The organism is uncultured Sulfitobacter sp., from assembly GCF_947497275.1.
In the GTDB taxonomy this organism is placed as follows: Bacteria; Pseudomonadota; Alphaproteobacteria; order Rhodobacterales; family Rhodobacteraceae; genus Sulfitobacter.
Map to the genome: position 1 here is coordinate 557498 of NZ_CANMFS010000001.1, position 24239 is coordinate 581736.

The window sequence follows — 24239 nt, forward strand, 5'->3', positions numbered from 1 at the left end:
GGCGGTCCAAGTGATACGCGGAAGATCCGACCTTTCCAGGCAACTCCACTCAGATCGGTTTGGCCGACACGGGTTCCGGGGGCCATGGGGGCGGCTGGCAGGGGGCTATGGCATTGCCACTCCTAACGGGATTCGCGTATGCTCTGACCATGAACCAGATGACCAAAGCGATGCTGATCCGATCCCCCCTGCCAGCGCGTGGTGACGCGCGCCGGGTCTGCTGCGGCCTTGTCGTATGCACACGCGTTGGCGCGGATCGGGCCGCTTGCTGCCACGCAGGCGGCGCATCGTAGCAATGGGGAAATTTGTGATATCCGCCAGATCGGTCCAAGGGGCCTGCGTAAGGCTTCGGGCCTGTGCTGTGCTGGTTTTGACACCCTGCCTTGGGGACAGCGGCTGATGCGGATCGCGTCGTATAACATTCGCAAGGCGGTGGGTCTCGATTGGCGTCGTGATCCGCAACGGGTGCTGCATGTTCTGACAGAGATGGATGCCGATGTGGTGGTGCTGCAAGAGGCGGACAAGCGGATCGGGCGGCGCGGCGGCGTGCTTCCGGAAGGCGCGCTGGCCGACATTGGCTATGCGATCGCCGATCTTTCGGTGCGTCCCGACAGCCATGGCTGGCATGGCAATGCCGTGCTTTACCGTCAGGCGGCCGTGCAGGTCGATGCCACGGGGCGCATCGATCTGCCCGCGCTGGAGCCGCGTGGCGCGGTATCGGTGCGTTTGCAACAACGCGGCATCGAGGTGATCGGCGTGCATCTGGGCCTGACCCGTCGCAACCGGTCGGCCCAGTTGCACGCCCTAGGCCGATACCTGCACGACGTCAGCCACCCGGTTCTGATCGCGGGTGATTTCAATGCCTGGCGGCGCGAAGCCGGGATCGAAAGCGCGCTGGGCGGTAATTGCGAAGTGATCATGCCCGGAAACAGCTTTCACGCCACCAGAGAGCTTGCACCCCTGGACCGGTTCGTGCTGCGCGGTGGGCTGGGCCATACATCGGCGCGGGTCCATAAATCGGCGCTGGCGTCGCGCGCATCCGATCACCTTCCGATCCTCATAGACCTGGATTTTCCCGAAGCTGACAGATGAACTATGCCCTGATCCTTCATACGCTCGTGGTGATCACGTTCACGGTTCGCATTCTGCTGCGCAACGACCTTTCGCCGCCGGCAAGGCTTGCGTGGTTCGTCGTGCTGATGGTGTTGCCCGCAGCCGGCACCGTGGTGTATTTCCTCTTCGGCGAAGACAACATCGGCAGAACCGGCAAGGCGGCGCAGGTCGCGGTGTTTGACCGTATCCGCATGGATGCCTTCCCCATGATGGGCAATGGTGACAATGTCGGCGCGCTGATAAATCCGTTGTATCAACCGGTTTTCCGGTATTGCGGCTCTATCAACGGGTTCTATCCGGTGGCTGGCAATACCGCGACGTTGATGTCGGACGGGGACGCCACGCGCGCAGCGATGATCGCCGACATCGACGCGGCACGCGATCAGGTGCATGTGCTCTATTATATCTGGCTCGACGACGGAACTGGCAGAGCTGTGGCGGAGGCGCTCATGCGGGCCGCACAGCGCGGTGTGACCTGCCGCGCGATGGCCGATTCAATGGGCTCGCGCAGGTTGATCAGATCAGAACTGTGGAACCGGATGGAGCGGGCGGGTGTGCACCTGGCAGTGGCATTGCCGTACAGCAAACCCATCAGGACCATGTTGTTCAGTCGCATAGATCTGCGCAACCACCGCAAGATCACCGTGATCGACGGTAAAATAACCTACTGCGGTAGCCGCAACTCTGCCGACCCCGAGTTCCGCATAAAGGCCAAATATGCGCCCTGGGTCGATATCATGCTTCGGTTCGAAGGTCCCGTAGTGGCGCAAAACCAGCTGCTGTTCGCAACCGACTGGATCCGCGAGACCGGCGAAATCCTCGATCCGCTTGCTGTGCCAGTCGCGCCGATCAAAGGTGGCTTTGCCGCGCATGTGATGGGCGATGGACCGACCAGGCGGCACGGCGCCACACCGCAACTCTTTGCCACCGCATTGTCCTGCGCCCGCGACCGGGTGACGATCTCGACCCCGTATTTCGTACCGAATACCAGCGTGCTCGACGCGCTATGTGCGGCAGCGTATCGGGGCGTCACGGTTACCCTGATTTTTCCCGAAAAGAACGACAGCTGGATCGTGGCGGCGGCCAGCCGCAGCTATTACCGCGAGTTGCTGGAAGCGGGCTGCGTGATCTACGAATTTACCGAAGGATTGCTCCATGCCAAAACGCTGACCATCGACGGACAGGTCAGCATGGTCGGATCCTCCAATCTGGATTTGCGCAGTTTCGATCTGAACTACGAGAACAACATCTTGCTGCAAGACGCTGACACGACGGCAGATATTTGTGCACGTCAGGACGCCTACATTGCCCGATCGACCCGCGTTACCCTCGCGGATATCTCGGAGTGGCCCTATTACCGGCTGATGTGGCACAATGTCATCGCGACGGTCGGTCCGGTTCTTTAACCGATTGAGTCAGTCGGCGCGCGCCCCGTGTACCCATGCGACGATCGTGCCGCGGTTTTCGGGTGTCATGGTAGAGATGGCATTGGGCGGGGGCATCGCGTTGCTGAGACCTGCATGCAGCAAAATCTGCTCGGCGTGGCGGGCAACATCGCTCTGCGTCTCAAGCACGACACCTCTCGGGGGCCAGTGTATCCCTTCCCACGCAGGTTCGCGCGCGTGACACATCGAGCAGTTGCCCAGCACCACGTCATAGGCTGCCTCAAATCCATCTGCGGACGCGTACTGCTGCTCATACGCGGTCAGATCGCGGGTTTGCGCGATCTCGTAGCTGTCGGGGCCGCGCACGGTTGACAGCCACGCGATCACGATCATCAACAGCACCGTCACCGCCCATGTCCAATGCGGCCCCGTGCCGGTTGCGTGCATGGTGTTGAAATAGTGGCGGATCGTGACACCTGTCAGAAAGATCAGGCTGGCAATGATCCAGCTGTATTCCGTCCCGAACGCCAGCGGATAGTGGTTCGACAGCATCAGAAAGACGACCGGCAATGTCAGGTAGTTGTTGTGAGTCGACCGCAGTTTGGCGATCTTGCCGTATTTAGCGTCCGGCTTGCGCCCGGCCTTGAGGTCGGCAACGACGATACGCTGGTTCGGCATGATCTGGAAGAATACGTTGCCTGTCATGATCGACGCGGTGAACGCGCCCAGATGAAGCAGCGCCGCACGGCCCGTGAAGATTTGGTCGTAGCTCCAGGCCATGACGACCAGCAGCGCGAAGAGCAACAGCATCAATAGGGTCGCATGCTCTCCCAACTTGGATTTGCACATGTAGTCATAGGCGATCCAGCCGATGGTGAGCGAGCCACCGGAGATCACGATACCCTGCCACAAAGACAGGTCGGCCTTGGTCGGATCGAGCAGGAAGATCTCTCCACCCACCCAATAGACAACCATCAACAACGCGGCACCGGAGACCCAGGTGATGTAGCTTTGCCATTTGTGCCAGATCAGATGCTCTGGCATGTTTTCGGGTGCGACGAGATACTTCTGAATATGATAAAAGCCGCCGCCGTGCACCTGCCATTCTTCGCCGTGCACCCCGACGGGGGCGTTGGCCGCCCTGCGCAGGCCCAGATCGAGCGCGATAAAGAAGAACGAAGCGCCGATCCATGCCATTGCCGTGATAACGTGCAGCCAGCGCACGGCGAACGCGATCCAGTCCCATAGTACCGCGAGATCATACATGCCATCGTCCCCGATCTTGTCTTTGCCGCTAGCCTAGGCGAAAGACCATTGCTCCGGTATCTTTGTAAAATAGCAAACAGCATCAAATAAAAGCAAACAATGTCATACCTCGATAACATTCGCACCTTCGTGCGTGTTTACGAATTGGGCAGCATGTCAGCCGCAGGGCGGGATCTGCGCATTTCTCCCGCTGTTACGTCCTCGCGTATCTCGCAACTCGAAGAGCATTTGAGTGTGCGCCTGTTTCAGCGCACGACGCGAAGTCTGACGCCGACCGAACAGGGCAAGGCGTTCTACGGTGGGGCGAGTGAAATACTCGCAGCGGTCGAGAACGCCGAAGCGCAAGTGATCAACATCACCGACAATCCCAGAGGCTCGCTCTATGTGGCGGCACCGTTGGGGGTGGGGCGGCGGTTAATCGCGCCGTTGGTGCCGGGATTCATCTCGGAGTATCCGCAGATAAAGGTGCGACTGCGGTTGACGGACCGAAAGGTGGATCTGACGACTGAGGGGCTGGACCTTGCGTTCTTTCTGGGCCAGCCCGAGGACAGCGATCTGCGCATTCGCAAGATTGCGGATGTCGCGCGGATCCTGTGTGCAAGCCCGGCCTATGTGGCGGCCCGCGGCAATCCGGCCTCCGGCGACGATCTGCTTGCGCAGGGCCATGAATGTCTGAACCTGCGGTTTCCCGGTGCAACGGAATTCCAATGGCGGCTGCAGACCCCGGAGGGACCGAAGCGGTTTCCCGTCACGGGCCGATACGAATCCGATGATGGTGATGTGCTGACGGATTGGGCGCTGGCGGGAACCGGCATCGCTTTGAAGCCGGTGTTCGAGGTCGCGGCGCATGTCCGCGCGGGACGGCTTGTCGAAGTGGCGCGCCGGACGCCACCGGTGGCGATCCAGATGGCGTGCCTGTTCACGCATCGCCGCAGACAGGATCCGAAAACCCGCCTGTTCATGGAATATGTCATCGCGCGGATCACCCAAGCTGTGCGTGACAGCACGATCACGGATTGCTGATGCAGATGCCCCTGCGGCAGCGAAACCCGGCAACCCGAAGGCTCTTTCAAGTATTATTTGAAAAACAAACGGATTACTTGGAATTATAAAAAAGGCAAAACTGGAGGGTGAGACGTGCACAGATACCCGCGTGACATGACCGGATACGGCCCGACGCCACCAAGAGCGAACTGGCCCGGCGGTGCCAGGATCGCGGTACAGATCGTGCTCAACTACGAAGAGGGCGGCGAAAATAACATCCTGCACGGCGATGCGGCCTCCGAAGCCTTTCTGTCCGAGATCACCGGTGCCTCCGCTTGGCCGGGACAGCGGCACTGGAACATGGAATCGATCTATGAATACGGTGCGCGGGCCGGGTTCTGGCGGATCCACCGGATGCTCGGCGATCTGCCGGTGACGGTGTACGGCGTGGCAACGGCGCTTGCGCGGGCGCCCGAACAGGTGGCCGCGATGCAGGCATCGGGATGGGAAATCGCCAGCCACGGCCTGAAATGGGTCGAGCACAAGGACATGTCTGAGGCCGAGGAGCGCGCGCAGATGACGCAGGCCATCGCGCTGCACCGCGAAGTGACCGGGGCGGCACCACAGGGATGGTACACGGGGCGGTGTTCGAACAATACGGTGCGGCTGGCGGCCGAGACGGGGCAATTCGCCTATGTTGCCGATAGTTATGCGGACGATCTTCCGTATTGGATGGAGTTTGGCGGCAAACAGCAGCTGATCGTGCCGTACACGATGGATTGCAACGACATGCGGTTTGCCATTCAGGCGGGTTTTACCACCGGCGACCAGTTCGAGAGCTATCTCAGGGACAGTTTCGATTACCTTTACGAGGAAGGGCAAGCGGGAGTGCCTAAAATTCTGTCGATCGGGCTGCATTGTCGTCTTGCGGGCCGCCCCGGGCGGGCTGCGGCCTTGCGCCGCGCCATGGATTATTTCAAATCTCACGAGGGGGTCTGGTTCGCCACCCGTCTTCAGATCGCGCAGCACTGGACCAGGGAGCATCCTGCGATGTCACAGCTCAAGCCTTCGCAGATGGACCGCGACGCCTTTGTCGCAGCGTTCGGCGGTGTCTTCGAGCACAGCCCATGGGTGGCCGAGCGGGCGTATGATCTGGAACTGGGCCCGACCCATGATACCGCCGCCGGGGTACACCAGATGATGGCACGCGTGTTTCGCGGCGCGGACGAGGGTGCGCGTCTGGCAGTGCTGAAAGCGCATCCCGATCTTGCCGGGAAACTGGCGGCGGCCAAGCGGCTGACGGCTGAATCCGCCGCCGAGCAGGCCTTTGCCGGACTTGATGCCTTGACGGATGACGAACGGGCGGCTTTCGTCGATCTGAACGATGCCTACACATCGAAATTCGGGTTCCCCTTCATCATCGCCGTACGCGACCATACCAAGGCGTCTATCATGGACGCTTTCAAACGCCGCAAGGAGCAGGACCGCGATACAGAATTCGCAGAGGCGTGCCGACAAGTGGAACGGATCGCGCAGTTGCGTTTGATCGAGATATTCAGCCCGTGACCCACACGATAAGGACAGAACCACTCACGCCAGCGGCGTTCGCGCCCTACGGCGACGTGATGGACGCAATCGGCGCGCCCGACAAGATGATCAACGAGGGCAGATGTGGCCGGTTTCACGACCGCGCAGTGCTTGATTTCGCGGATGGCGAACCCGGCATCAGCATTTTCAAGAGCGCGGTCGCTGCCTTGCCCCTGGAGGTTTCGCTGGTCGAACGTCACCCCCTGGGCAGTCAGGCCTTCGTGCCGATGACGCAGCATCCGTTTCTGGTGGTCGTCGCTTCCGACGCGAACGGTGTGCCGGTGGATCTGCGCGCCTTCATCACCGAGGCGGGGCAGGCGATCAATTTCCACCGGGGTACATGGCACGGTGTTCTGACGCCGTTGCACGCACCGGGACTTTTTGCCGTCATCGACCGAACCTCGGAGGGTGCGAATCTGGAAGAATTCCGGTTCGACACGCCGTATCTGATCAAAGGATAAACCGCCGCAGCGAAGACCGGCACACCAAGACATAAAGCCGGCGTGCACTACACCACAAGGGACGACAGCGCCATGACAGAAACCTCGATCGGCACGCCGGAGCAGCTTCGCGATCCGGACTACACACCGACGCTGCACCGGGCGATCCCGCTTGGGATCCAGCACGTTCTGGCGATGTTCGTCTCCAACGTGACCCCGGCGATCATCATCGCGGGGGCCGCTGGATTTGGCTTTGGTTCCGATGCGGGGGCGCAGGGGTTCCCCGACATGACCTATCTGATCCAGATGTCGATGCTGTTTGCGGGCATCGCGACCTTGTTCCAGACGATAGGTTTCGGTCCCGTGGGCGGGCGTCTGCCGATCGTGCAGGGCACGTCGTTCGCCTTCATCCCGATCATGATTCCGCTGGCCGCGGGCAAGGGGGTCGAGGCGCTACCGGCGCTTTTCGGCGGTGTCGTGATCGGCGGGCTGTTCCACACCTTCATTGCCACGTTCATCGGCAGAATCCGGTTTGCCTTGCCGCCTCTGGTGACCGGCCTCGTGGTGACGATGATCGGTCTGGCGCTGGTCAAGGTCGGCATCCAGTATGCGGCGGGCGGCGTACCGGCGATCGACCAGCCGGAGTACGGCTCGCTGTTGAACTGGTCCGCCGCACTGGTCGTCATCTTCGTCACCCTTGCGCTCAAGTTCTACGCCAAAGGCATGTTGGCGGTATCGGCCGTCGTGATCGGCATCGCCGTGGGGTACGTCTACGCGATGGCGATGGGAATGGTCACGCTTGAGGGTGTCATCACCAGCTGGAACCGCGCGGCGCCTGTCGCCCTGCCGATGCCTTTCAAATACGGGTTCGAGTTGAGCTTTGCCGCGATCATCGGTTTTTGCCTCATGGCCATTGTTTCGGCGGTGGAAACCGTGGGCGATGTATCGGGCATCACCAAGGGCGGCGCGGGGCGCGAAGCCACCGAAGCAGAGATCACAGGTGCGACCTACGCGGACGGCGTCGGCAGCGCAGTGGCCGGAGTGTTCGGCGGATTTCCCAACACCTCGTTCAGCCAGAACGTCGGTCTGATCGCGATGACTGGCGTGATGTCGCGCCATGTGGTGACGATCGGGGCGCTTTTTCTGATCGTCTGCGGCCTGATCCCCAAGGTCGGCGCGGTGATCCGTACCATTCCGATTGAGGTGCTCGGGGGCGGTGTGATCGTGATGTTCGGCATGGTTGTCGCGGCCGGTGTTTCGATGCTGTCCGATGTGAACTGGAACCGCCGCAACATGGTCATCTTTGCGATTTCGCTGTCGATCGGCCTTGGTCTGCAACTGGATCCAAAGGCGGTGCAATACCTGCCCGACACGCTTCGGATCCTGATGACATCGGGTCTGCTGCCTGCTGCGCTGATCGCCATCGTGCTGAATCTGATTCTGCCGGAAGAGCTTTCAGATGCTGCGGTGGAGGAAGTGACCGGAGGACTGTCCGGCCAAGGCAAAGGCTCACTGAACGGTAAATAGCAAGTGAATTTGTGCTGCTGCCGCAAGGTGGCGCAGGCCTGAGCGGCCCTACGCGGGACGTCATCCGCGTGCGGTGATCTTGCGTGCCATGTCGATCATACGGGCGGAAAAGCCCCATTCGTTGTCGTACCATCCGAATATTCGCAGTTGCCTCTCGCCGATCATCTGCGTTTCAGGCAAGGCCAGCACCAGCGATTCCGCCCGCCCGCGCATGTCGCGCGACACGCAGGGATCATGTGTGTACCCGATCACCGGCGTGCGTTCTGCAAGTGTTTGCACAAATTCTTGCCCACTTTCTTTCAGCGGTGCGGCGAGCTGTACGGTAACATCGATGGCCGACACGCTCAGGCTGGGTACGCGTAGCGCCGCAACGCTCACCGATCCCGCGATGTCGGGCACGATGTCTTGCAATTCGCGCGCGGCGCTGGTGGTGGTCGGCACCATAGATTCCGCCCCAGCACGGCTGCGCGCCAGGTTTCCGCGCGGCGTGTCCACCAAAGGCTGGCTGCTGGTATAGCAATGAACGGTGGTAATATGCGCCCGCTCGATCCCGACCGTCGATTGCAAGGCACGCAGCAGGGGCGCGATTGCATTGGTCGTGCACGACGAATTCGATACGATGCGGGCCTCACCCAGCGCGTTGTCGTTCGCGCCGATCACGATGGTCCGGTCCGCGAAACTGGACGGACCGGAGATCAGCACGGCGCCCGCACCAGCGGCAAGGCCCCGTGTCGCGGTATCGCGGGTATCTACCTTGCCCGTGCACTCCATAAGAACGTCCACACCGGACATCTCGGAGCCGGAAAGGCGGTCGCGGGACAAGAATGGAATGAACCTGTCACCGACACGCAGGCCGGTCTGTTCCTCGGCCACATCACAGGGGAGCGGTCCGAAGGTGCTGTCGTATTTGAACAGATAGGCGCAGGTCTCGAGCGGTGCGATGTCGTTGACCAATACGATGTCGATGTCCGCATGCTCGGGGAGGGTCATAACCTGCCGCAAGATCGTGCGGCCGATCCGTCCGAATCCATTAATGGCGATCCGCATGCTTGCTCCTTGCATGTGTTGGCCGGGTGTCCGGGGTGAGAGTGCCCCGCGTATGCCGGACCCGATCAGTCACCGAAAGAGGGGCCAAAAGTCAACGCCGTACGCGGTGTTTTTCCTGCATACCCGGAGGTCCCGGCCTCAACGCGCCAGCGTACCGGCAAGGCGCAGCGCCATATGGCGGTTGACGTCCTTGTAAAGCAGATACCTGAACCGCCCCGGCCCCCCGGCATAACAGGCCTGCGGGCAAAAGGCGCGCAGCCACATATAATCGCCTGCCTCTACCTCCACCCAATCAGTATTCAGTCGATAAGCGGCTTTGCCCTCCAGAACGTACAGCCCGTGTTCCATCACATGGGTCTCCAGAAACGGAATGACCGCTCCCGGCTCGAACGTCACGATGGTGACATGCATGTCATGGCGCAGATCGGTTGGATCGACAAACCGGGTCGTGCCCCACTTGCCATCCGTGCCGGGCATCAACGTCGGCGCGATGTCCTGTTCATTGGCGATGATCACGTCGGGCGCATCGAGCCCGTCCACGGCGTCGTAGGCTTTGCGTATCCAGTGAAAGCGCACAAATCCATCGGTGGTGTTGCGCAGCGTCCAGCCGGAAGCCGGTGGAAGATAGGCGTAGCCGCCCGGCGCCAAATCATGGGTCTGGCCGTTGAAGGACAAGACCGCCGTTCCCTCGACGATGAACAACACACCTTCCGCTTCCGGGTCGGTTTCCGGCCGATCAGAACCACCGCCGGGACCGACTTCCATGATGTACTGCGAGAAGGTTTCGGCAAAGCCACTCAGAGGCCGGGCGATGACCCACAGGCGGGTATTGTCCCAGAACGGCAGAAAACTCGTTGTGATGTCGCGCATCGTGCCTTTCGGGATCACGGCGTAGGCGTCCGTGAAAACGGCCCTGTCGGTCAGTAGTTGTTCCTGCCCGGGATGGCCGCCCTGAGGGGCGTAGTATTTGGCTGACATGACGCATTCCTGCCTATGATCCAGGCCGTCATTATCCGGTGAACGGCGGCAATACACCACTGAATTCGGCGGAATAAGAGTGTTCGCCTTTTTTTGATAATGCTGGTCGGCTTGTTGCCGACCCCGCACAGTACGCCTTGAAAGGACGCGATCAGGCGTCGGGAAGTGCCGAGAGCGGCGATGGGAATGACCGGCTGGAAGGCGCGCAGGGCGGGCATGTTCACGGGTTGCTTCAGCCGGGTAGGCGTTGTGGGAGGTTCTGACCGACCGCGTCTGCGGCACCGTCCGTGAGAAGCGCGGCGCAGGAGCGGACAGGGCTCATCATCTCGGCGCCGTTGATCGGCGGTCCGGTTGTTTTCAGGATTGCGCCGGTACCAACAGGAGGTGGGCTGCCCTTGGCAGTAATAATGCGGCACGCGCGCAGTTCCGGGTCAGATGTCTGAGCGCCGCAGGACCGCCACGAGCTGATGAAACCGATCAGAGCAGCAGCGGCACGATTTGCGATCAATGCAATCCATCGACAACTGGTGGAAAGGCACCTACGACTGCGGAAATTAGACCCTCACCATGCCAGGTTCGGATTTTGGCCGTGGACCGCCACGGCCGTTCTCATAAGGCGCGCGACCGCTGCTGTAGGCCGGTACAATCACGGAGAATTTTCCTGTTGATAGATTTATGGGACTGCCGGTGTTGACGCTACCGACGGATAGGTTGAATGTTAATTGCCCGCTTCGGCGGGGAATGTGAAAAGCACAATATTCCGGTGATCGCGCAGGTGGGCAGTTTTGCCGCGATAGCGCCGTAGTTACAGTGGTTTTCAATCTAGCACACCCAGATGGGCATAGAGCAGGGGCGCGTATCGCCTGTTCATGGCCAATACAGAAAGAAAACCGATGTCTTCCAAGCGTCTCACCGGCCTTCACCCCTCCACGATCGCGGCCCAGGCGGCGGGCCAGACGGATGACAGCTCCGGTGGCGTGGTGCCGCCAATCCACCCCGCGACCACCTTTGCGCGGGGTGAAGATTATGTGCCTTTGGTGGATGGCAATGTCTATTCGCGATCACATTCTCCGAACGGGCGGATGGTCGAAGCGGTTCTGGCCGAACTGGAAGGCGCTGCTGACGCGATGGTATTCCCGTCGGGTATGGCGGCCGTCGCGGCGGTTTTCCGAACGCTGCGCGCCTCCGATACCGTTCTCGTTCAGAGCCAGATCTATTGGGGCACAACCGCGTGGATCCGCGATTTCTGCACGCGGCGCGGGATCACGTTGATCGAGGTCGAGGCGTCCGATACGAGCGCATTCACGACCGCATGCGAAACCCTCAAGCCCGCGCTGGCCTGGATCGAAACACCGTCGAACCCCTGGCTGCGGGTGATAGATATTTCGGCCTGTGCGCAGGCAGTGCACGCAAGCGGTGGCCTGCTGGTCGCGGACATGACAACGTCGACGCCAGTGTTGACGCGCGCGATTTCCTTCGGTGCGGATATAGTGATGCACTCGGCCACCAAGGCGCTTAACGGCCATTCCGACGTGCTGGCGGGCGCACTGGCCTGCCGGGATGCGGATGCACCTATCTGGCGCGCGATCCGCGCGGACCGCGATATGGCCGGGGCGGTACTGGGACCGTTTGAGGCCTGGCTGCTGCTGCGCGGCATGCGGACCGTTTCGCTGCGAGTAGAGCGCATGTCGCAAAATGCGCAAACGCTAGCGACCTATCTCAAGGATCATCCACGGGTGGAGGCGGTGCTTTACCCCGGTCTGTCCGACCATCCCGGTCATGCGTTGGCCATGCGGCAGATGCAGGGAGGCTTCGGCCCGCTGTTGTCTTTCATCGTCAAAGACGGTGCACCGGCTGCGCTGAACGCGGCGGGCCGGTTGCAGCTGGTCCACCGCGCGACGTCTCTGGGGGGCGTCGAGAGCCTTGTCGAGCATCGACACAGCATCGAGCCCCATACCGGCATCCCCGAAGGCCTCTTGCGGCTGTCGGTGGGCATCGAGGACCCCGGAGACCTGATCGAAGATCTGGGGCAGGCGCTGGGCCAATAGGCTGGCCTCCGGCGCAAGTTCCGATATGACCGCCCTGCCAACGGTGTGACGTGACGGCATGTCCAGCCGCAACTGAACAAATTTGACGAAAGCACTACGCGTCCCTACCTCCTGCAGACCCCTGCAGGAGATCTTCCATGTTCGACGCGCGCCCCTTCGGCACTGTCCGCAGTGCCTTCACGGAAAAAACTGGCCTGATTTCTCAGGCCGGGAGGCCGCCGCTTTACGCGGCGCGTGTTCTTTAGATGTCGGTATTGCACCGCATGGTGGTGCTTTTCGATGTTCTCGCCACTCGTCAGCAGGAGCAGTCCACGCGCCGGTATCGGGATTGCCGGAAAACGGGTGTCGAACCCAGGCGCGCGGCAGCACAACTTTTTCAAGGATACCGACAATGATCAATGACGCAGGCGAGGATGGGCAGGCCGCCAAAACGCCACCCGCGACGATGAACCCGTCGCGGGTGGACGGCGCGGCGCAACCGCTCAGCTTCGATACGGATCCGGGCGCATCGCGATCGACGTGGATTGCGGCGGTTCTTGTGGTGGTCATTGTCGCGTGGATGGGCAGCGGACTTGTCTTTTCGTCTGCCGATAGCGAACCGATCAGCCTGCGCGAAGCGCCGCAACCGATTGCCGTTGCGGTGGCCCCCTCCGAAGCGGAAACCGTGACGCAGTTCTTTCAGGCGGAGGGGCAGGCGTTGCCCGACCGCGACACGATGCTGCGCGCGGAAACCTCGGGCGATATCGACGAGGTGCTTGTGCGCAAGGGGCAGGATGTGACTGCGGGGCAGGTGATCGCGCGAATCGATCCGACGAACAATCTGGCCGATATCAACCGCGCCGACGAAGAACTGGCCCGCGCACAGCGCGAATTCGACAACGCGCAGTCCCTGCTGGACCGCGGCGTGGGGACTGTCGACCGCGTTTCGCAGGCCCGCGCGACCCTTGCTGCCGCGCAGGCGCAGGTCACCGCCGTGCAACAGCAGGCCAAGGCGCTGACGATCACGGCGCCATTCGCGGGACGGATCGAGACACTCGATCTGGACGTCGGTGAATTTGTTTCCCTCGGTGCCGATGTGGGACGTCTGGTGGACATCACACCGTTGACCGTGGCCATTCAGGTGCCGCAGCAATCGCTGCCGCGGCTGGCCGTGGGCCAGTCCGCGACCGTACGGTTCATCACAGGCGAGGAACGCAACGGCACTGTGACCTTCGTCGGCACCGCTGCCGCGTCCGAAACCCGTACTTTTCTGACCGAAGTGGAGATCGCCAACGAAGATGGTGTCATTCCCGCCGGGATCTCGGCGAATGTGATCATCCCGACGGGCGAGACGACCGCGCATTTCCTGTCACCTTCGGTCGTATCGCTCAACACCGAAGGCGTCCTTGGCGTGAAAACAGTGGATGATGAGAACGCGGTACGGTTCTTCCCGATTGAAATTGTGAAGGCGCAGATCGACGGAATCTGGGTAACGGGTCTGCCCGATGCGGTCGAAGTGATCACAGTGGGGCAGGGCTTTGTCAACGAAGGCGAAACGGTGGTCGCACGAGCGGCGGAGCAGCCTCAATGAACGCGCTGATCGACGCGGCGTTTTCGCGCGCACGGGTTGTCGTGATGGCGCTGCTGATGATGTTGGCGGTGGGTGCCTATGCCTATACCTCGATACCTAAAGAGGCCAATCCGGAAGTGCCTTTACCGCTGTTTTACGTCTCTACCGGACTGGACGGCATCAGCCCGTCTGATGCGGAACGCCTGCTCGTCGAGCCGCTGGAGACGGAGTTTGCGTCGATCGCAGGTCTTGAGAGTCTCAAGTCGGAGGCAGCCGAAGGGTTTGCCAGCATCCAGCTTGAGTTCAGCCCCGGCTTCGACAGCGATCAGGCGCTCGACAAGGTGCGCGAGGCCGTGGACCGCGCCGAAAGCGAACTGCCGGACGATGCCTATGACGTCACCATCACGGAAATCAACACCGCGCTGTTCCCGATCATCACCGCCATCCTGTCCGGACCGGTGCCCGAGCGCACGCTCAACCGGCTGGCGGAGACGCTTCAGGAAGAGATCGAAGGGCTAGAAGGCGTGCTGGAGGCCGACATCGGCGGCCAGCGGTTCGAGTTTCTCGAGGTGCTGATCGACCCGACCGTCTTTCAGACCTATAATCTGTCGTTCGACGAACTGATCGGCCAGATCCAGCGGAACAACCGCCTGATCGCCGCTGGCGCAATCGAGACGGGATCGGGGCGGATCGTGCTGAAAGTGCCCGGTCTGATCGAGGATCTGGATGATGTGATGGCGATGCCCGTCAAGGTGCGTGGCGATGCCGTGGTGACTTTCGGCGATGTGGCCACGGTCCGGCGCACGTTCGAGGATCCGGATTCGTTCGCGCGCATCAACGGACAACCCGCCCTGGCGTTGGAAGTTACAAAGCGGTCGGGCGCGAACATTATCGAGACTGTCGCGGCGGTGAAGGCACGCGTGGAAGAATTGCGCATCGAGTGGCCCGAGAGTATCAAGATCACCTATCTGCAGGATCAGTCCAAGCAGGTGAAGGACCTGCTCAGTGACCTGGAGGCGAATGTCATCGCCGCCGTGATCCTCGTGATGATCGTGATCGTTCTGGCCTTGGGCTCGCGGTCGGCGATCCTTGTCGGTCTGTCTATTCCCGGTGCGTTTCTGGCCGGCGTCATCGCGCTTTGGGCGATGGACTACACGATGAACATCGTGGTGCTGTTTTCGCTCATCCTTGTTGTCGGAATGCTGGTGGACGGGGCAATCGTCACGACCGAACTGGCGGATCGCAAGCTTCAGGATGGAGCCGCACCGAAAGAAGCCTATGCCTTCGCGGCAAAGCGCATGGCGTGGCCCATCATTGCCTCGACGGCGACGACGCTAAGCGTCTTCTTTCCGCTGTTGTTCTGGTCTGGCATGGTCGGCGAGTTCATGAAGTTTCTGCCGATCACCGTGATCTTGACGCTTTTCGCATCGCTGTTCATGGCGTTGGTGTTCATTCCGGTCGTCGGCAGCCTGATCGGCAAACGCCAACCGCAGACTGCCGAGGCCAAGCGGGCGCTGCACGCTGCGGAAGTCGGCGATCCGCGCAGCATGGGCGGCTTTACCGGTGCCTATGTGCGGCTGCTGCACTGGGCGATCCTGCGTCCCGGCGCGACATTGCTTCTGGCGGTCGCATTGCTGCTGGGGGGATTTGGCCTCTACGGGCAATTCGGCAAGGGGATCAGCTTTTTCCCATCGGTCGAGCCTGATTTTATGCAGGTGCAAGTTCGTGCGCGCGACAACTTCTCGATTTTCGAGCGCGATGCGTTGGTGCGCGCCGTCGAGGAGCGGCTGCTGGGATACGACGAAATCGCCAGCATCTATGCGCGCTCCACCATGAGCGCGGGGCAGGGCGACGAGGAAACCATCGGGACCCTTCAGCTTGAACTGACACCTTGGGACAGCCGCCGCACCGCGGCCGAGATCGGTGTCGACATCCGGCAAAGCGTTGCCGATATCGCGGGCATCGACGTTCAGGTCCAGACCGAGAGCGGCGGGCCGACGCAAGGCAAACCCGTCAGTCTCGAAGTCACCGCGCGCAATCCGGACGTGCAGGGGGCGGCAGTCCAGCAGATCAGGGACATCATGGATGCCCTCGGCGGCTTTACGGATGTGACCGATACCCGGCCCGTGCCGGGCGTCGAGGTGTCGATCCTCGTCAACCGCGCGGAGGCCGCGCGTTTCGGGGCCGACGTGAGCTTGCTGGGGCAGGCGGTTCAACTGCTCACACAAGGGATTACCGTGGCCGATTACCGGCCCGGTGACGTCGACGGATCGCTCGACATCCGCGTGCGATTCCCGCGCGAAGAGCGGACGCTGGCCGAACTGGCCGGTCTGCGGGTTCCTACCACAGCCGGGCTGGTGCCGATTTCGAACTTTGTCACCTTCGAGCCGTCCGAGCGCACCGGCATTATCCGCCGCGTGGACGAAAAACGCGTGACGACCATCGAGGCGAATGTGGCGCCCGGTATTCTGGTCAACGATCAGGTTGTGGCGCTGACCGCTGCGCTGAACGGCGCGGATCTGCCTGATGGTGTGGCTTTCAGCTTTGCCGGGGAGGCCGAAGACCAGCAGGAAAGCACGGTATTCCTCTTGGGCGCCTTTATCACGGCCATCTTTCTGATGTTCGTCATCCTCGTCCTGCAGTTCAACAGCTTCTATCAGGCCTTTGTGGTGATGAGTGCGATCATTTTCTCCATCGCCGGGGTACTGTTGGGGCTCATCGTCACCGGGCGACCGTTCGGTGTCGTCATGGGCGGCATCGGCGTAATCGCTCTGGCCGGTATCGTGGTGAACAACAACATTGTTTTGATTGATACCTACAATGATCTAAAGCGCGCGGGCCAGTCGCCGCGCGAGGCTGCATTGCGGACCGGCGCGCAGCGTCTGCGTCCGGTCATCCTGACATCGGTGACGACTGCCCTGGGACTGATGCCGATGGTGATCGGTGTGAACCTCAACTTCTTCACGCGCGAGATCGTGTACGGCGCGCCGTCGACACAGTGGTGGACGGAGCTGTCCTCGGCGATTGCGGGTGGTTTGGTTGTGGCGACGGTGCTTACCCTGATCGTAACACCGGCGATGTTGATGCTGGGCGAAGGCGGCGGTCGTAGGAAAGAACGCCACACCTGACATTGGTAAGCCAAGAATTCGGGCAGACACGCTTTCGGTTTCTGCTTCGAAGCCGTATCACTTAGGTATGACTCCCATCCTGCAAACCTGCCTGCCCGATGACATGCGCCAATCCAGGGCATTGCCCGGGGTCGCGCCTGCTGCCGCGCGGGATTGGCTGCGTGTCGACGATGCCTATGCGGCACAGATGCAACGCCGGATCTCCTTGCTCGATACACGCCGCACACGGGTGCTCTGGCTCGACCCGACGGCGATGCATGCGGCGCGCGAGGTGCTGACCGAAGCACTTGACGTGTTGCCCGACCTCGGTTTTGCCGTTAACGAGACGCGCGTGCATTGCCCGGATGGGCGGTCGGTCGATCTGGATCAGTACGATCCACTCGGCACGCTGGGCCGGCTGGTGCAGGAAGATATCGTGCTGATGCGCAAGCAGGGTCCGGAGCATGTGCTTGTCGATGCGGTTTTATGCTTTCCGGCAAGCTGGCGGCTGGATGAGAAAATCGGCAAACCGCTGGTCGGTATTCACGCACCGGTTCCCGAATACGATGGTGATCTGGCCCGCAGGGTGCAACGGCTGTTCGATGGGGTCCGCGTCGGGCGGCCGCTTTGGCGGTTCAACCGGCTTTGGTACGATGATCCTGAGTTGCATCAGCCGCTTTCGGAGCACGCACCGCGTCGGATCACATCCGACGCGCGCGCGGCGCCTTTCATCAGATCGGAGCGACAATGTATCTTGCGTTTGCCGCAGACCGATGTGGTGGTTTTTTCGATCCACACCTATGTGGTGCGGCCGTAGCCACAGCCCGTCGGTTTGATCCGCCGGACGGTGGTTTTCTCAGGCAGCCAGCAAGACCATGTGAGGCTTGCCATCGGATGTCTTCTGCGGCGAGACGCCATCGGCGTTCAGGGTCGTGTTGACCTGACAGCGCATGCTGCTGAAATGCTCCGACGCGACCACGTCGACTGGCGCGTCAAAGCGGATCGTCAGCGTCCAGAAGCCGGACGCGGATTGGCGCGCGGCCTTTACCCAACCGGTGAAGGCGTGGCCCAAATATTGCCCCCGGACCCTCTGCAAGAGCGTCCAACCGGAGGGGTCGAGACCGGCCCGTGCGCTTAGTGTGTTCCAGTCGCGCATGCCCCACTGGTGGGCAAGCGATTCGAGCGCCGCTGAGTGTGAAATCGGCGTGCCTCTAGCCTCCAGGTCGGCGCGCAGACGTTTGGCCTGTGCCTTGAGGACATCGCGGGAAGGGATGGAATGGGTCATGTCAGTCTCTCCGATAACGTGCGTCAGAGGTGCCCGCATTGCCTTGAGACCACGTCCCGAAGGATGCGTAAGCCAAATTCTTCATGCAGGACTTTACCAAGTTGCGGACGGCAGGGGCCTGACCCAGCGGCAGATATGGAGAAGACCGTGCCCGCGCGCAAGGGGCGCGCGCGGGAGTGTTGCGGATGCGCCGCAGATGGCGCTCTGAGGCAAGAGACGGATCAGCCGTCGATCTGTGCGCCCATCAGGGCGATGGCCTGTTGATACACCGTTGCCGCGTTCCACTGTTTGATTACGGCATAATTCGGTTGGCCCTGCTGATATCCGGCACCTGGACGCCAGCCCTTTTTGCGCAGGAAATTCGCAGTCGATGCCAACGCGTCCGTCTGGTTATAGAAATCGACCCGTCCGTCTCCGTTACCGTCCACACCGTAGCGCAGGGCGTTGCCCGGCAGAAACTGCGTGTGCCCCAGTTCGCCATGCTTGGCGCCCTTGGTATTGGCGGTGATCGCGCCACGGTCCACCAGCATTAGCGCGCCGATCGCATGCGGTACGAAAAAATCGGAGCGCCGACAATCATAGGCCAGCGTGGTAATGGCCGAGACAACGCGGCTGTCGCCCATGAAGCCGCCAAACCCTGTTTCCATCCCGTGAATCGCCAGCAAGACGCCAGCGGGCACGCCATAGCGTTGCTCGAGCGCATTGTAGAAGCCCGCGTTCTGCGCTTTGCGTTTGCGGCCCTGACTGATGATCGTGTTCGCGCCGCGCACCTGGAGGAACTTGTCGAGCGAATATTTGAAGGATTTCTGGTTGCGGTCGGCCTGAATCGTCCCGGATGCGTATTGTGCATTCGCCAGGGCATCGAGTCCGCGCTGCCTGACGCCGGCGCGCTGTGCCTCGGCGGCAAATGCTGTTTTCCAAGCATTGAACCCCCCAGCGTTGTTGCCGCATTGCGCCGCAAGCGCCGGAAGCGCCAGCGCGGCGGAAAGGGCAACCGAGAGTGAAATGGATGTAATGTATCGCATGCGTAAATACCTCTGACCAACTGTAGGTATCAGATTAACCTCACAGCCTGCGGAAGCAAAGCCCTGCTGATACAGTCGTGTTCTGCGGCCTACATCCCGGTTCGGGGCGGGCCGTTCTGATTTGCCGGTTCAGGTATGGTGATGGGCGCGGATCGCAAAAGGGATACTTTCTTAAACGCGCTGGCGGGGGTGGCTGGGGTCTGCGCCATACTGGGGGCTCCTCGTTAAGATCATCTAAGCTCAGAATGCGGATGCAAGAGGCGAAAATAAGGCGATCACGTGGGGCAGGCCAAAAAAATTCAATTATAACGAGAATTTTTTCCCGGCGCGGTCGTATGTTCGGCAAAAAGGGCGCTCCGTTTCCGGAACGCCCCCTTGCGTTGTGTCGACAGAATCAGACGCTGTAGTACATGCCGAATTCAACCGGATGTGGCGTGTGCTCGTAGGTGTGCACTTCCTCCATTTTCAGGCCGATGTAGCCCTCGATCTGATCCTTGGTGAACACGTCGCCCGCGAGCAGGTAATCCATGTCGGTTTCCAGCTCTTCGAGCGCTTCGCGCAGGCTGCCGCAGACCGTCGGGATCCCGGCCAGTTCTTCGGCGGGCAGGTCATAGAGATTCTTGTCCATCGCCTCGCCCGGATCGATCTTGTTGTTGATGCCGTCAAGTCCGGCCATCAGCAGAGCCGAGAAAGCGAGGTAGGGGTTTGCCGCCGGATCGGGGAAACGGGCCTCCACACGCTTTGCCTTGGGGCTTTCGGTCCATGGGATCCGAACGCAACCCGAACGGTTGCGCGCGGAATAGGCGCGCAGCACAGGGGCTTCGAAGCCGGGGATCAGGCGTTTATAGCTGTTTGTCGTCGGGTTGGTGAACGCGTTCAGCGATTTCGCGTGCGTCAGGATACCGCCGATGAACCACAGGGCCTCCTGGCTTAGATCAGCGTATTTGTCACCCGCGAACAGGGGCTTGCCGTCTTTCCAGATGGACATGTTCACGTGCATGCCGGAGCCGTTGTCGCCATAAATCGGCTTGGGCATGAAGGTCGCCGATTTGCCGTAGGCATGGGCCACGTTATGGATCACGTATTTGTATTTCTGAATATCGTCCGCCTGTTTGGTCAGGCTGCCAAAGATCAGGCCCAGTTCGTGCTGGCAAGACGCCACTTCGTGGTGGTGCTTGTCCACCTTCATGCCCAACCGTTTCATCGTCGACAGCATTTCGGCGCGCAGGTCTTGCGCCTCGTCCGTCGGGTTCACGGGGAAATAACCGCCTTTGAGCCCGGGGCGGTGGCCCATGTTGCCCATTTCGTAATCGGTGTCCGAGTTCCACGATCCGTCGGATGCATCGACTTCGTAGGAAACCTTGTTGATCGAGTTTGAGAATTTGACGTTGTCGAACAGAAAGAACTCGGCCTCCGGTCCGAAGAACGCGCTGTCGCCGATGCCCGAAGACTTTAGATAGGCCTCGGCCTTCTCAGCGGTGCCGCGGGGGTCGCGTTCGTAGCTTTCGTTGGTGTCCGGTTCGACGATCGAGCAGTGCAGGCAGATTGTCTTTTCCGCATAGAACGGATCAATATAGGCGCTGTCGACATCCGGCATCAGCTTCATGTCAGAGGCTTCGATGGACTTCCAGCCGGCGATGGACGAGCCATCGAACATGAACCCTTCCTCAAGGAAATCCTCGTCGACCAGATCGCTCACCACTGTGACGTGCTGCAGCTTGCCGCGGGTGTCGGTGAAACGGATATCGACATAGTCGATGTCCTCGTCCTTGATCTGTTTCAACAGGTCTTTGTTGCTCATGGCGATGTCCTTTGTCCTTGAATTCTGGTCCCGTGCGGGTTTGGTTAAAGCGCGTCCGAGCCGGTTTCACCGGTGCGGATACGAATTGTTTGTTCGACGGAAGAGACGAAGATCTTGCCATCACCGATTTTTTCGGTTTTGGCGGCGCTTACAATCGCATCAATCGCGGTGTCGACCTGATCGTCATCGAGGACGATCTCGATCTTTACCTTTGGCAAGAAATCCACCACATACTCGGCTCCGCGATACAGCTCTGTATGACCTTTCTGCCGGCCAAAACCCTTGACCTCGATGACGGAAAGGCCCTGGACGCCCACGTCCTGCAGGGCTTCTTTCACCTCGTCGAGTTTGAAAGGTTTGATAATCGCCTCGATCTTTTTCATTTCGGCCTCCTCCGGTACTTCGAGGCAGTGTTTTCACCGGCCCATTCGGGAATCCAGCCGCGACAGGGCGGTAATGATGGGGTAGCATCGAAATATCTGATAAACGCCTATATTTCGGTCGTAGTGATTAAATAATAGACGATATTGAATCGTGGGGATCCGAGGATGACAGAACTCCTGACTGCAGAGCAGATGCGCGACTGCGAACAGCGCGCAATCGCTTCGGGTGAAGTGACTGGCCTGCGCCTGATGGAACGGGCGGGTCGTGGCGTGGTGAACGCGATATTCGCGCATTGGCCCGCGCTCGCGCAGGGACAGCACCACGCGGTGGTGCTGTGCGGTCCCGGCAACAATGGCGGTGACGGGTTTGTCGTGGCGCGGCGGTTGCGGGACAAGGGCTGGGCGGTGGAAGTGCTGTTCTGGGGCGATGCGGCCAAACTTTCCGAGGGTGCCAGAACCAATCATGACGTTTGGGCGCGCATGGGCGAAATCCAACCGCTGAGTGCGACAAACGCAGGGTCCGGACCGCGCCCCGCGTTATTGGTCGATGCCTTGTTCGGGACCGGTCTGACCCGCGCGATTCCGCGTGAGATGGCGCGGGCCTTTCACGCGGTGGCGCATCGCGGGGCACGCGGCCCACAGCAGCGGCCTGCACCGCTTTACAAGGTGGCGGTGGACTGCCCGTCCGGATTGGATACCGACAGCGGCAAGTTCCTGTTGCCAGCGCCGCCGGAGGAGGGTGCGGATGAGGCTGCAAACCTCGAACTGAGGCGGCGTTGGTGGGAGGACGACGCATCCATTCGCCTTCTGCGTGCGGATCTGACGCTGGCGTTTCACCGGAGCAAAGTCGGACATGTCTTGAGCGATGCGGTCGGAAAGGTGCAGGTCGTCGACATCGGATTGGGAGCAGAGGATCGTCAGCCCTCGCACCTGATGCAAGACCGCGTTCGGGAAAGAGTAACGGCACTCGATTACGAGCCGCCAGCCGATCGAACCGCCCACATCTGGCCTGCGCAGATCATCCGCAAGTCAGCGGAGGAGGGCAAGCACAAGTATGATCACGGTCATGCGTTCGTCTTATCGGGAAAATCGGGGCGGACCGGTGCGGCACGTCTGGCCGCGCGGGGCGCGCTGAGGATCGGTGCGGGACTGGTGACGCTGGGTGTCCCGCCCAAGGCGCGGACCGAAGTTGCCGCCCAGACAACGGCGGTGATGCTCAAACGGATCGGCGCGGGCGAGGGCCTGATGGCCGCGCTCGACGACAGCAGGATCACAGCACTTTGTCTGGGGCCGGGGCTTGGGATCACGCGGGCACGAAGCCTGGTGCGCGCTGCACTACAGACGGACCACGCGCCGGCCATCGTTCTGGATGCCGATGCGTTGACAGCTTTTTCTGACGCGCCCGATGATCTGTTCGCGCTGCTGCACGCTGATTGCGTTCTGACCCCGCACGAAGGTGAATTTGCCCGCCTGTTTCCCGACATAGCAGAGGCGCTGAACGCCGTACCCGTCGAAGGACCTGCTTTTTCGCGCGTCGATGCGGCCCGCGCGGCAGCGAAACGGGCAGGGTGTGTGGTGCTGCTCAAAGGGCCACAGACGGTGATCGCGGCAGCGGATGGACGCTGCAGCATCAACGCGGCAACCGCGGACCGGGCCGCGCCCTGGCTGGCCACGGCAGGATCGGGGGATGTGCTGGCCGGGTTCATCACCGGATTGCTCGCGCGCGGGGTGGCACCGATGCAGGCGGCCGAAGCGGCGGCGTGGCTTCATGTCGAATGCGCGCGCGCGTTCGGGCCCGGTCTGATTGCCGAGGACTTGCCCGAGGTCCTGCCGAAGGTGATGCGTAAATTGCTTGGACATGGCTGAAAGCCCCGCGTAGGAGCGGGTTTGCCAGACCAGGCGGTATCAGCCGCTACGCGGCGTGCAATACCTGCCCGCGTGCGCGCGCGCCATCCGCCGTTGTCAGTTCCAGACCGTCCGCATAAAGAATGTGGGGTCCGTCGCAGAATATCTGGATCAGCGTGTGCTCCTGCATGCCAAGATCGCGGATAAATTCACCGTCCACCAGCGCGCGTGCGGCCACCAAGGCACGCTCCGCGCCAAAGAGCGCCTGTGCCCGCCAGTCGCGGATCAGGCACATCTGGTCCCCCGCAAGCAACGCGTCCCGTTCGGGCCGCGTATGTCCAAGCGATCCTGCCGCCAAGGCGATGGTATGCACCATGCGCGTGCTGCGCTGGATGTGTGCGACTTTCGCAATGCCGGTGTCTCTGGTGATGACTTTGTCACCGATGTTGACGAATTCGACGGGCATTTCACCGTCGAGCGTCAGAATCGTGGTGCCTTGCAGCAACCCGGTATCGCGGATTGCGTAAGGCGCGTATTGGCCCGTCTGTGGAACTTCCCCACCAACGCGCCCGACCGTATTCGGTTTCATGGGCGTCTCTCTTCTTGTCAAACCTGCCTCAGGTTCTCGCAACAATATGACAAGAAAATGTTTATGTCGCCTGTTTTTTTGGCCTCGCCTTAATGAATGCGTTTTGCTAGTCAAGCGCATGGGTCTGCCGCATCTGCGTCGCAGGCTTCGGATGCGGGTGTGGCGGAATTGGTAGACGCACCAGATTTAGGTTCTGGCGCCTTTGGCGTGGGGGTTCGAGTCCCTTCACCCGCACCACAATGACTTGCTCAAGTATCTGTTTTGCAAGTATATCAACGCG

General features: G+C 61.1%; 19 protein-coding genes and 1 tRNA gene. 12 read left to right on the top strand and 8 right to left on the bottom strand.

Going from position 1 to position 24239, the window contains the following annotated elements; genetic code table 11:
• Positions 1 to 228: 228 nt before the first annotated feature.
• Together Q1A06_RS02710 and cls are read left to right on the top strand one after the other, a co-directional pair.
• The gene (locus Q1A06_RS02710; RefSeq protein WP_299558397.1) at positions 229 to 1092 is read left to right on the top strand and encodes an endonuclease/exonuclease/phosphatase family protein; all 864 of its coding nucleotides are present in this window, start codon (positions 229 to 231) and stop codon (positions 1090 to 1092) included.
• A complete protein-coding gene (cls, locus tag Q1A06_RS02715; RefSeq protein ID WP_299558399.1) occupies positions 1089 to 2519 on the top strand; it encodes a cardiolipin synthase in 1431 nt (476 codons plus the stop codon). Before Q1A06_RS02710 ends, cls begins: the two co-directional genes overlap by 4 nt.
• A 9-nt stretch (positions 2520 to 2528) precedes the next feature.
• On the opposite strand, the gene Q1A06_RS02720 is transcribed toward cls, so the two are convergent.
• Entirely contained in the window at positions 2529 to 3764 is a 1236-nt protein-coding gene (locus Q1A06_RS02720; protein ID WP_299558400.1) for a urate hydroxylase PuuD, read from the bottom strand.
• 99 nt (positions 3765 to 3863) lie between these two features.
• On the opposite strand from Q1A06_RS02720, the gene Q1A06_RS02725 reads away from it, so the two are divergent.
• The 4 genes from Q1A06_RS02725 to Q1A06_RS02740 all read left to right on the top strand — a co-directional run bounded on the left by Q1A06_RS02725 (position 3864) and on the right by Q1A06_RS02740 (position 8302).
• Positions 3864 to 4787, top strand: coding sequence for a LysR family transcriptional regulator (locus Q1A06_RS02725; RefSeq protein ID WP_299558402.1), 924 nt, complete (start codon positions 3864 to 3866; stop codon positions 4785 to 4787).
• Positions 4788 to 4901: 114 nt separating this feature from the next.
• Positions 4902 to 6314, top strand: coding sequence for an allantoinase PuuE (gene puuE / locus Q1A06_RS02730; protein WP_366523481.1), 1413 nt, complete (start codon positions 4902 to 4904; stop codon positions 6312 to 6314).
• The gene (locus Q1A06_RS02735) at positions 6311 to 6796 is read left to right on the top strand and encodes an ureidoglycolate lyase (protein WP_299558406.1); all 486 of its coding nucleotides are present in this window, start codon (positions 6311 to 6313) and stop codon (positions 6794 to 6796) included. The genes puuE and Q1A06_RS02735 overlap by 4 nt, the downstream gene beginning before the upstream one ends.
• A 72-nt stretch (positions 6797 to 6868) precedes the next feature.
• On the top strand, positions 6869 to 8302 hold the full coding sequence (locus tag Q1A06_RS02740) for a nucleobase:cation symporter-2 family protein (RefSeq protein WP_299558408.1): 1434 nt from the start codon (positions 6869 to 6871) through the stop codon (positions 8300 to 8302).
• Positions 8303 to 8362: 60 nt separating this feature from the next.
• Here the strand turns inward: Q1A06_RS02740 and Q1A06_RS02745 are convergent, their stop codons facing one another.
• Positions 8363 to 9349 (bottom strand): glyceraldehyde 3-phosphate dehydrogenase NAD-binding domain-containing protein, encoded by a 987-nt coding sequence (locus tag Q1A06_RS02745; protein WP_299558410.1) that lies wholly within the window; start codon positions 9347 to 9349, stop codon positions 8363 to 8365.
• Positions 9350 to 9487: 138 nt separating this feature from the next.
• A complete protein-coding gene (locus Q1A06_RS02750) occupies positions 9488 to 10327 on the bottom strand; it encodes a bifunctional allantoicase/(S)-ureidoglycine aminohydrolase (RefSeq protein ID WP_299558412.1) in 840 nt (279 codons plus the stop codon).
• Positions 10328 to 11220: 893 nt separating this feature from the next.
• On the opposite strand from Q1A06_RS02750, the gene Q1A06_RS02755 reads away from it, so the two are divergent.
• The 4 genes from Q1A06_RS02755 (at position 11221) to Q1A06_RS02770 (ending at position 17848) form a co-directional block, all read left to right on the top strand.
• Positions 11221 to 12375, top strand: a complete 1155-nt coding sequence (locus tag Q1A06_RS02755; protein WP_299558414.1) for an aminotransferase class I/II-fold pyridoxal phosphate-dependent enzyme — start codon at positions 11221 to 11223, stop codon at positions 12373 to 12375.
• 391 nt (positions 12376 to 12766) lie between these two features.
• Positions 12767 to 13945 carry an efflux RND transporter periplasmic adaptor subunit gene (locus Q1A06_RS02760; protein WP_366523482.1) on the top strand — a complete coding sequence of 393 codons (1179 nt, stop codon included), beginning with the start codon at positions 12767 to 12769 and terminating at the stop codon, positions 13943 to 13945.
• Positions 13942 to 17052 carry an efflux RND transporter permease subunit gene (locus tag Q1A06_RS02765; protein ID WP_299558416.1) on the top strand — a complete coding sequence of 1037 codons (3111 nt, stop codon included), beginning with the start codon at positions 13942 to 13944 and terminating at the stop codon, positions 17050 to 17052. The genes Q1A06_RS02760 and Q1A06_RS02765 overlap by 4 nt, the downstream gene beginning before the upstream one ends.
• Before the next feature lie 67 nt (positions 17053 to 17119).
• On the top strand, positions 17120 to 17848 hold the full coding sequence (locus tag Q1A06_RS02770) for a DUF3445 domain-containing protein (protein ID WP_299558418.1): 729 nt from the start codon (positions 17120 to 17122) through the stop codon (positions 17846 to 17848).
• Positions 17849 to 17887: 39 nt separating this feature from the next.
• Here Q1A06_RS02770 and Q1A06_RS02775 read toward each other — a convergent pair whose 3' ends face one another.
• The 4 genes from Q1A06_RS02775 to Q1A06_RS02790 form a co-directional block, all read right to left on the bottom strand.
• Positions 17888 to 18316: a glyoxalase superfamily protein gene (locus Q1A06_RS02775; protein WP_299558419.1), complete on the bottom strand. Its 429-nt coding sequence runs from the start codon at positions 18314 to 18316 to the stop codon at positions 17888 to 17890.
• Positions 18317 to 18537: 221 nt separating this feature from the next.
• Positions 18538 to 19341, bottom strand: a complete 804-nt coding sequence (locus tag Q1A06_RS02780; protein WP_299558420.1) for a lytic transglycosylase domain-containing protein — start codon at positions 19339 to 19341, stop codon at positions 18538 to 18540.
• A gap of 394 nt (positions 19342 to 19735) precedes the next feature.
• Positions 19736 to 21142 (bottom strand): type I glutamate--ammonia ligase, encoded by a 1407-nt coding sequence (glnA, locus tag Q1A06_RS02785; protein WP_299558421.1) that lies wholly within the window; start codon positions 21140 to 21142, stop codon positions 19736 to 19738.
• Positions 21143 to 21186: 44 nt separating this feature from the next.
• Positions 21187 to 21525 (bottom strand): P-II family nitrogen regulator, encoded by a 339-nt coding sequence (locus Q1A06_RS02790; protein WP_299558422.1) that lies wholly within the window; start codon positions 21523 to 21525, stop codon positions 21187 to 21189.
• A 165-nt stretch (positions 21526 to 21690) separates the two neighbouring features.
• Between Q1A06_RS02790 and Q1A06_RS02795 the strand changes: the two genes are divergently transcribed.
• Entirely contained in the window at positions 21691 to 23391 is a 1701-nt protein-coding gene (locus tag Q1A06_RS02795; RefSeq protein ID WP_299558424.1) for an NAD(P)H-hydrate dehydratase, read from the top strand.
• A gap of 46 nt (positions 23392 to 23437) precedes the next feature.
• Here Q1A06_RS02795 and Q1A06_RS02800 read toward each other — a convergent pair whose 3' ends face one another.
• Complete coding sequence (locus tag Q1A06_RS02800) at positions 23438 to 23959, bottom strand: Hint domain-containing protein (protein WP_299558426.1); 522 nt, start codon at positions 23957 to 23959, stop codon at positions 23438 to 23440.
• Positions 23960 to 24112: 153 nt separating this feature from the next.
• On the opposite strand from Q1A06_RS02800, the gene Q1A06_RS02805 reads away from it, so the two are divergent.
• A tRNA-Leu gene (locus Q1A06_RS02805) sits at positions 24113 to 24196 on the top strand.
• Positions 24197 to 24239 lie beyond the last annotated feature (43 nt).

Excerpts from the sequence above, each read along its gene's own strand:
- Q1A06_RS02760 (WP_366523482.1), top strand. The coding sequence starts at position 12,767 with ATGATCAATGACGCAGGCGAGGATGGGCAGGCCGCCAAAACGCCACCC.
- Q1A06_RS02775 (WP_299558419.1), bottom strand. The coding sequence starts at position 18,316 with ATGACCCATTCCATCCCTTCCCGCGATGTCCTCAAGGCACAGGCCAAA.
- Q1A06_RS02770 (WP_299558418.1), top strand. The coding sequence starts at position 17,120 with ATGACTCCCATCCTGCAAACCTGCCTGCCCGATGACATGCGCCAATCC.
- Q1A06_RS02780 (WP_299558420.1), bottom strand. The coding sequence starts at position 19,341 with ATGCGATACATTACATCCATTTCACTCTCGGTTGCCCTTTCCGCCGCG.
- Q1A06_RS02740 (WP_299558408.1), top strand. The coding sequence starts at position 6,869 with ATGACAGAAACCTCGATCGGCACGCCGGAGCAGCTTCGCGATCCGGAC.
- glnA (WP_299558421.1), bottom strand. The coding sequence starts at position 21,142 with ATGAGCAACAAAGACCTGTTGAAACAGATCAAGGACGAGGACATCGAC.
- Q1A06_RS02720 (WP_299558400.1), bottom strand. The coding sequence starts at position 3,764 with ATGTATGATCTCGCGGTACTATGGGACTGGATCGCGTTCGCCGTGCGC.
- Q1A06_RS02725 (WP_299558402.1), top strand. The coding sequence starts at position 3,864 with ATGTCATACCTCGATAACATTCGCACCTTCGTGCGTGTTTACGAATTG.
- Q1A06_RS02755 (WP_299558414.1), top strand. The coding sequence starts at position 11,221 with ATGTCTTCCAAGCGTCTCACCGGCCTTCACCCCTCCACGATCGCGGCC.
- Q1A06_RS02795 (WP_299558424.1), top strand. The coding sequence starts at position 21,691 with ATGACAGAACTCCTGACTGCAGAGCAGATGCGCGACTGCGAACAGCGC.
- Q1A06_RS02800 (WP_299558426.1), bottom strand. The coding sequence starts at position 23,959 with ATGAAACCGAATACGGTCGGGCGCGTTGGTGGGGAAGTTCCACAGACG.
- cls (WP_299558399.1), top strand. The coding sequence starts at position 1,089 with ATGAACTATGCCCTGATCCTTCATACGCTCGTGGTGATCACGTTCACG.
- Q1A06_RS02745 (WP_299558410.1), bottom strand. The coding sequence starts at position 9,349 with ATGCGGATCGCCATTAATGGATTCGGACGGATCGGCCGCACGATCTTG.
- Q1A06_RS02790 (WP_299558422.1), bottom strand. The coding sequence starts at position 21,525 with ATGAAAAAGATCGAGGCGATTATCAAACCTTTCAAACTCGACGAGGTG.
- Q1A06_RS02765 (WP_299558416.1), top strand. The coding sequence starts at position 13,942 with ATGAACGCGCTGATCGACGCGGCGTTTTCGCGCGCACGGGTTGTCGTG.
- Q1A06_RS02750 (WP_299558412.1), bottom strand. The coding sequence starts at position 10,327 with ATGTCAGCCAAATACTACGCCCCTCAGGGCGGCCATCCCGGGCAGGAA.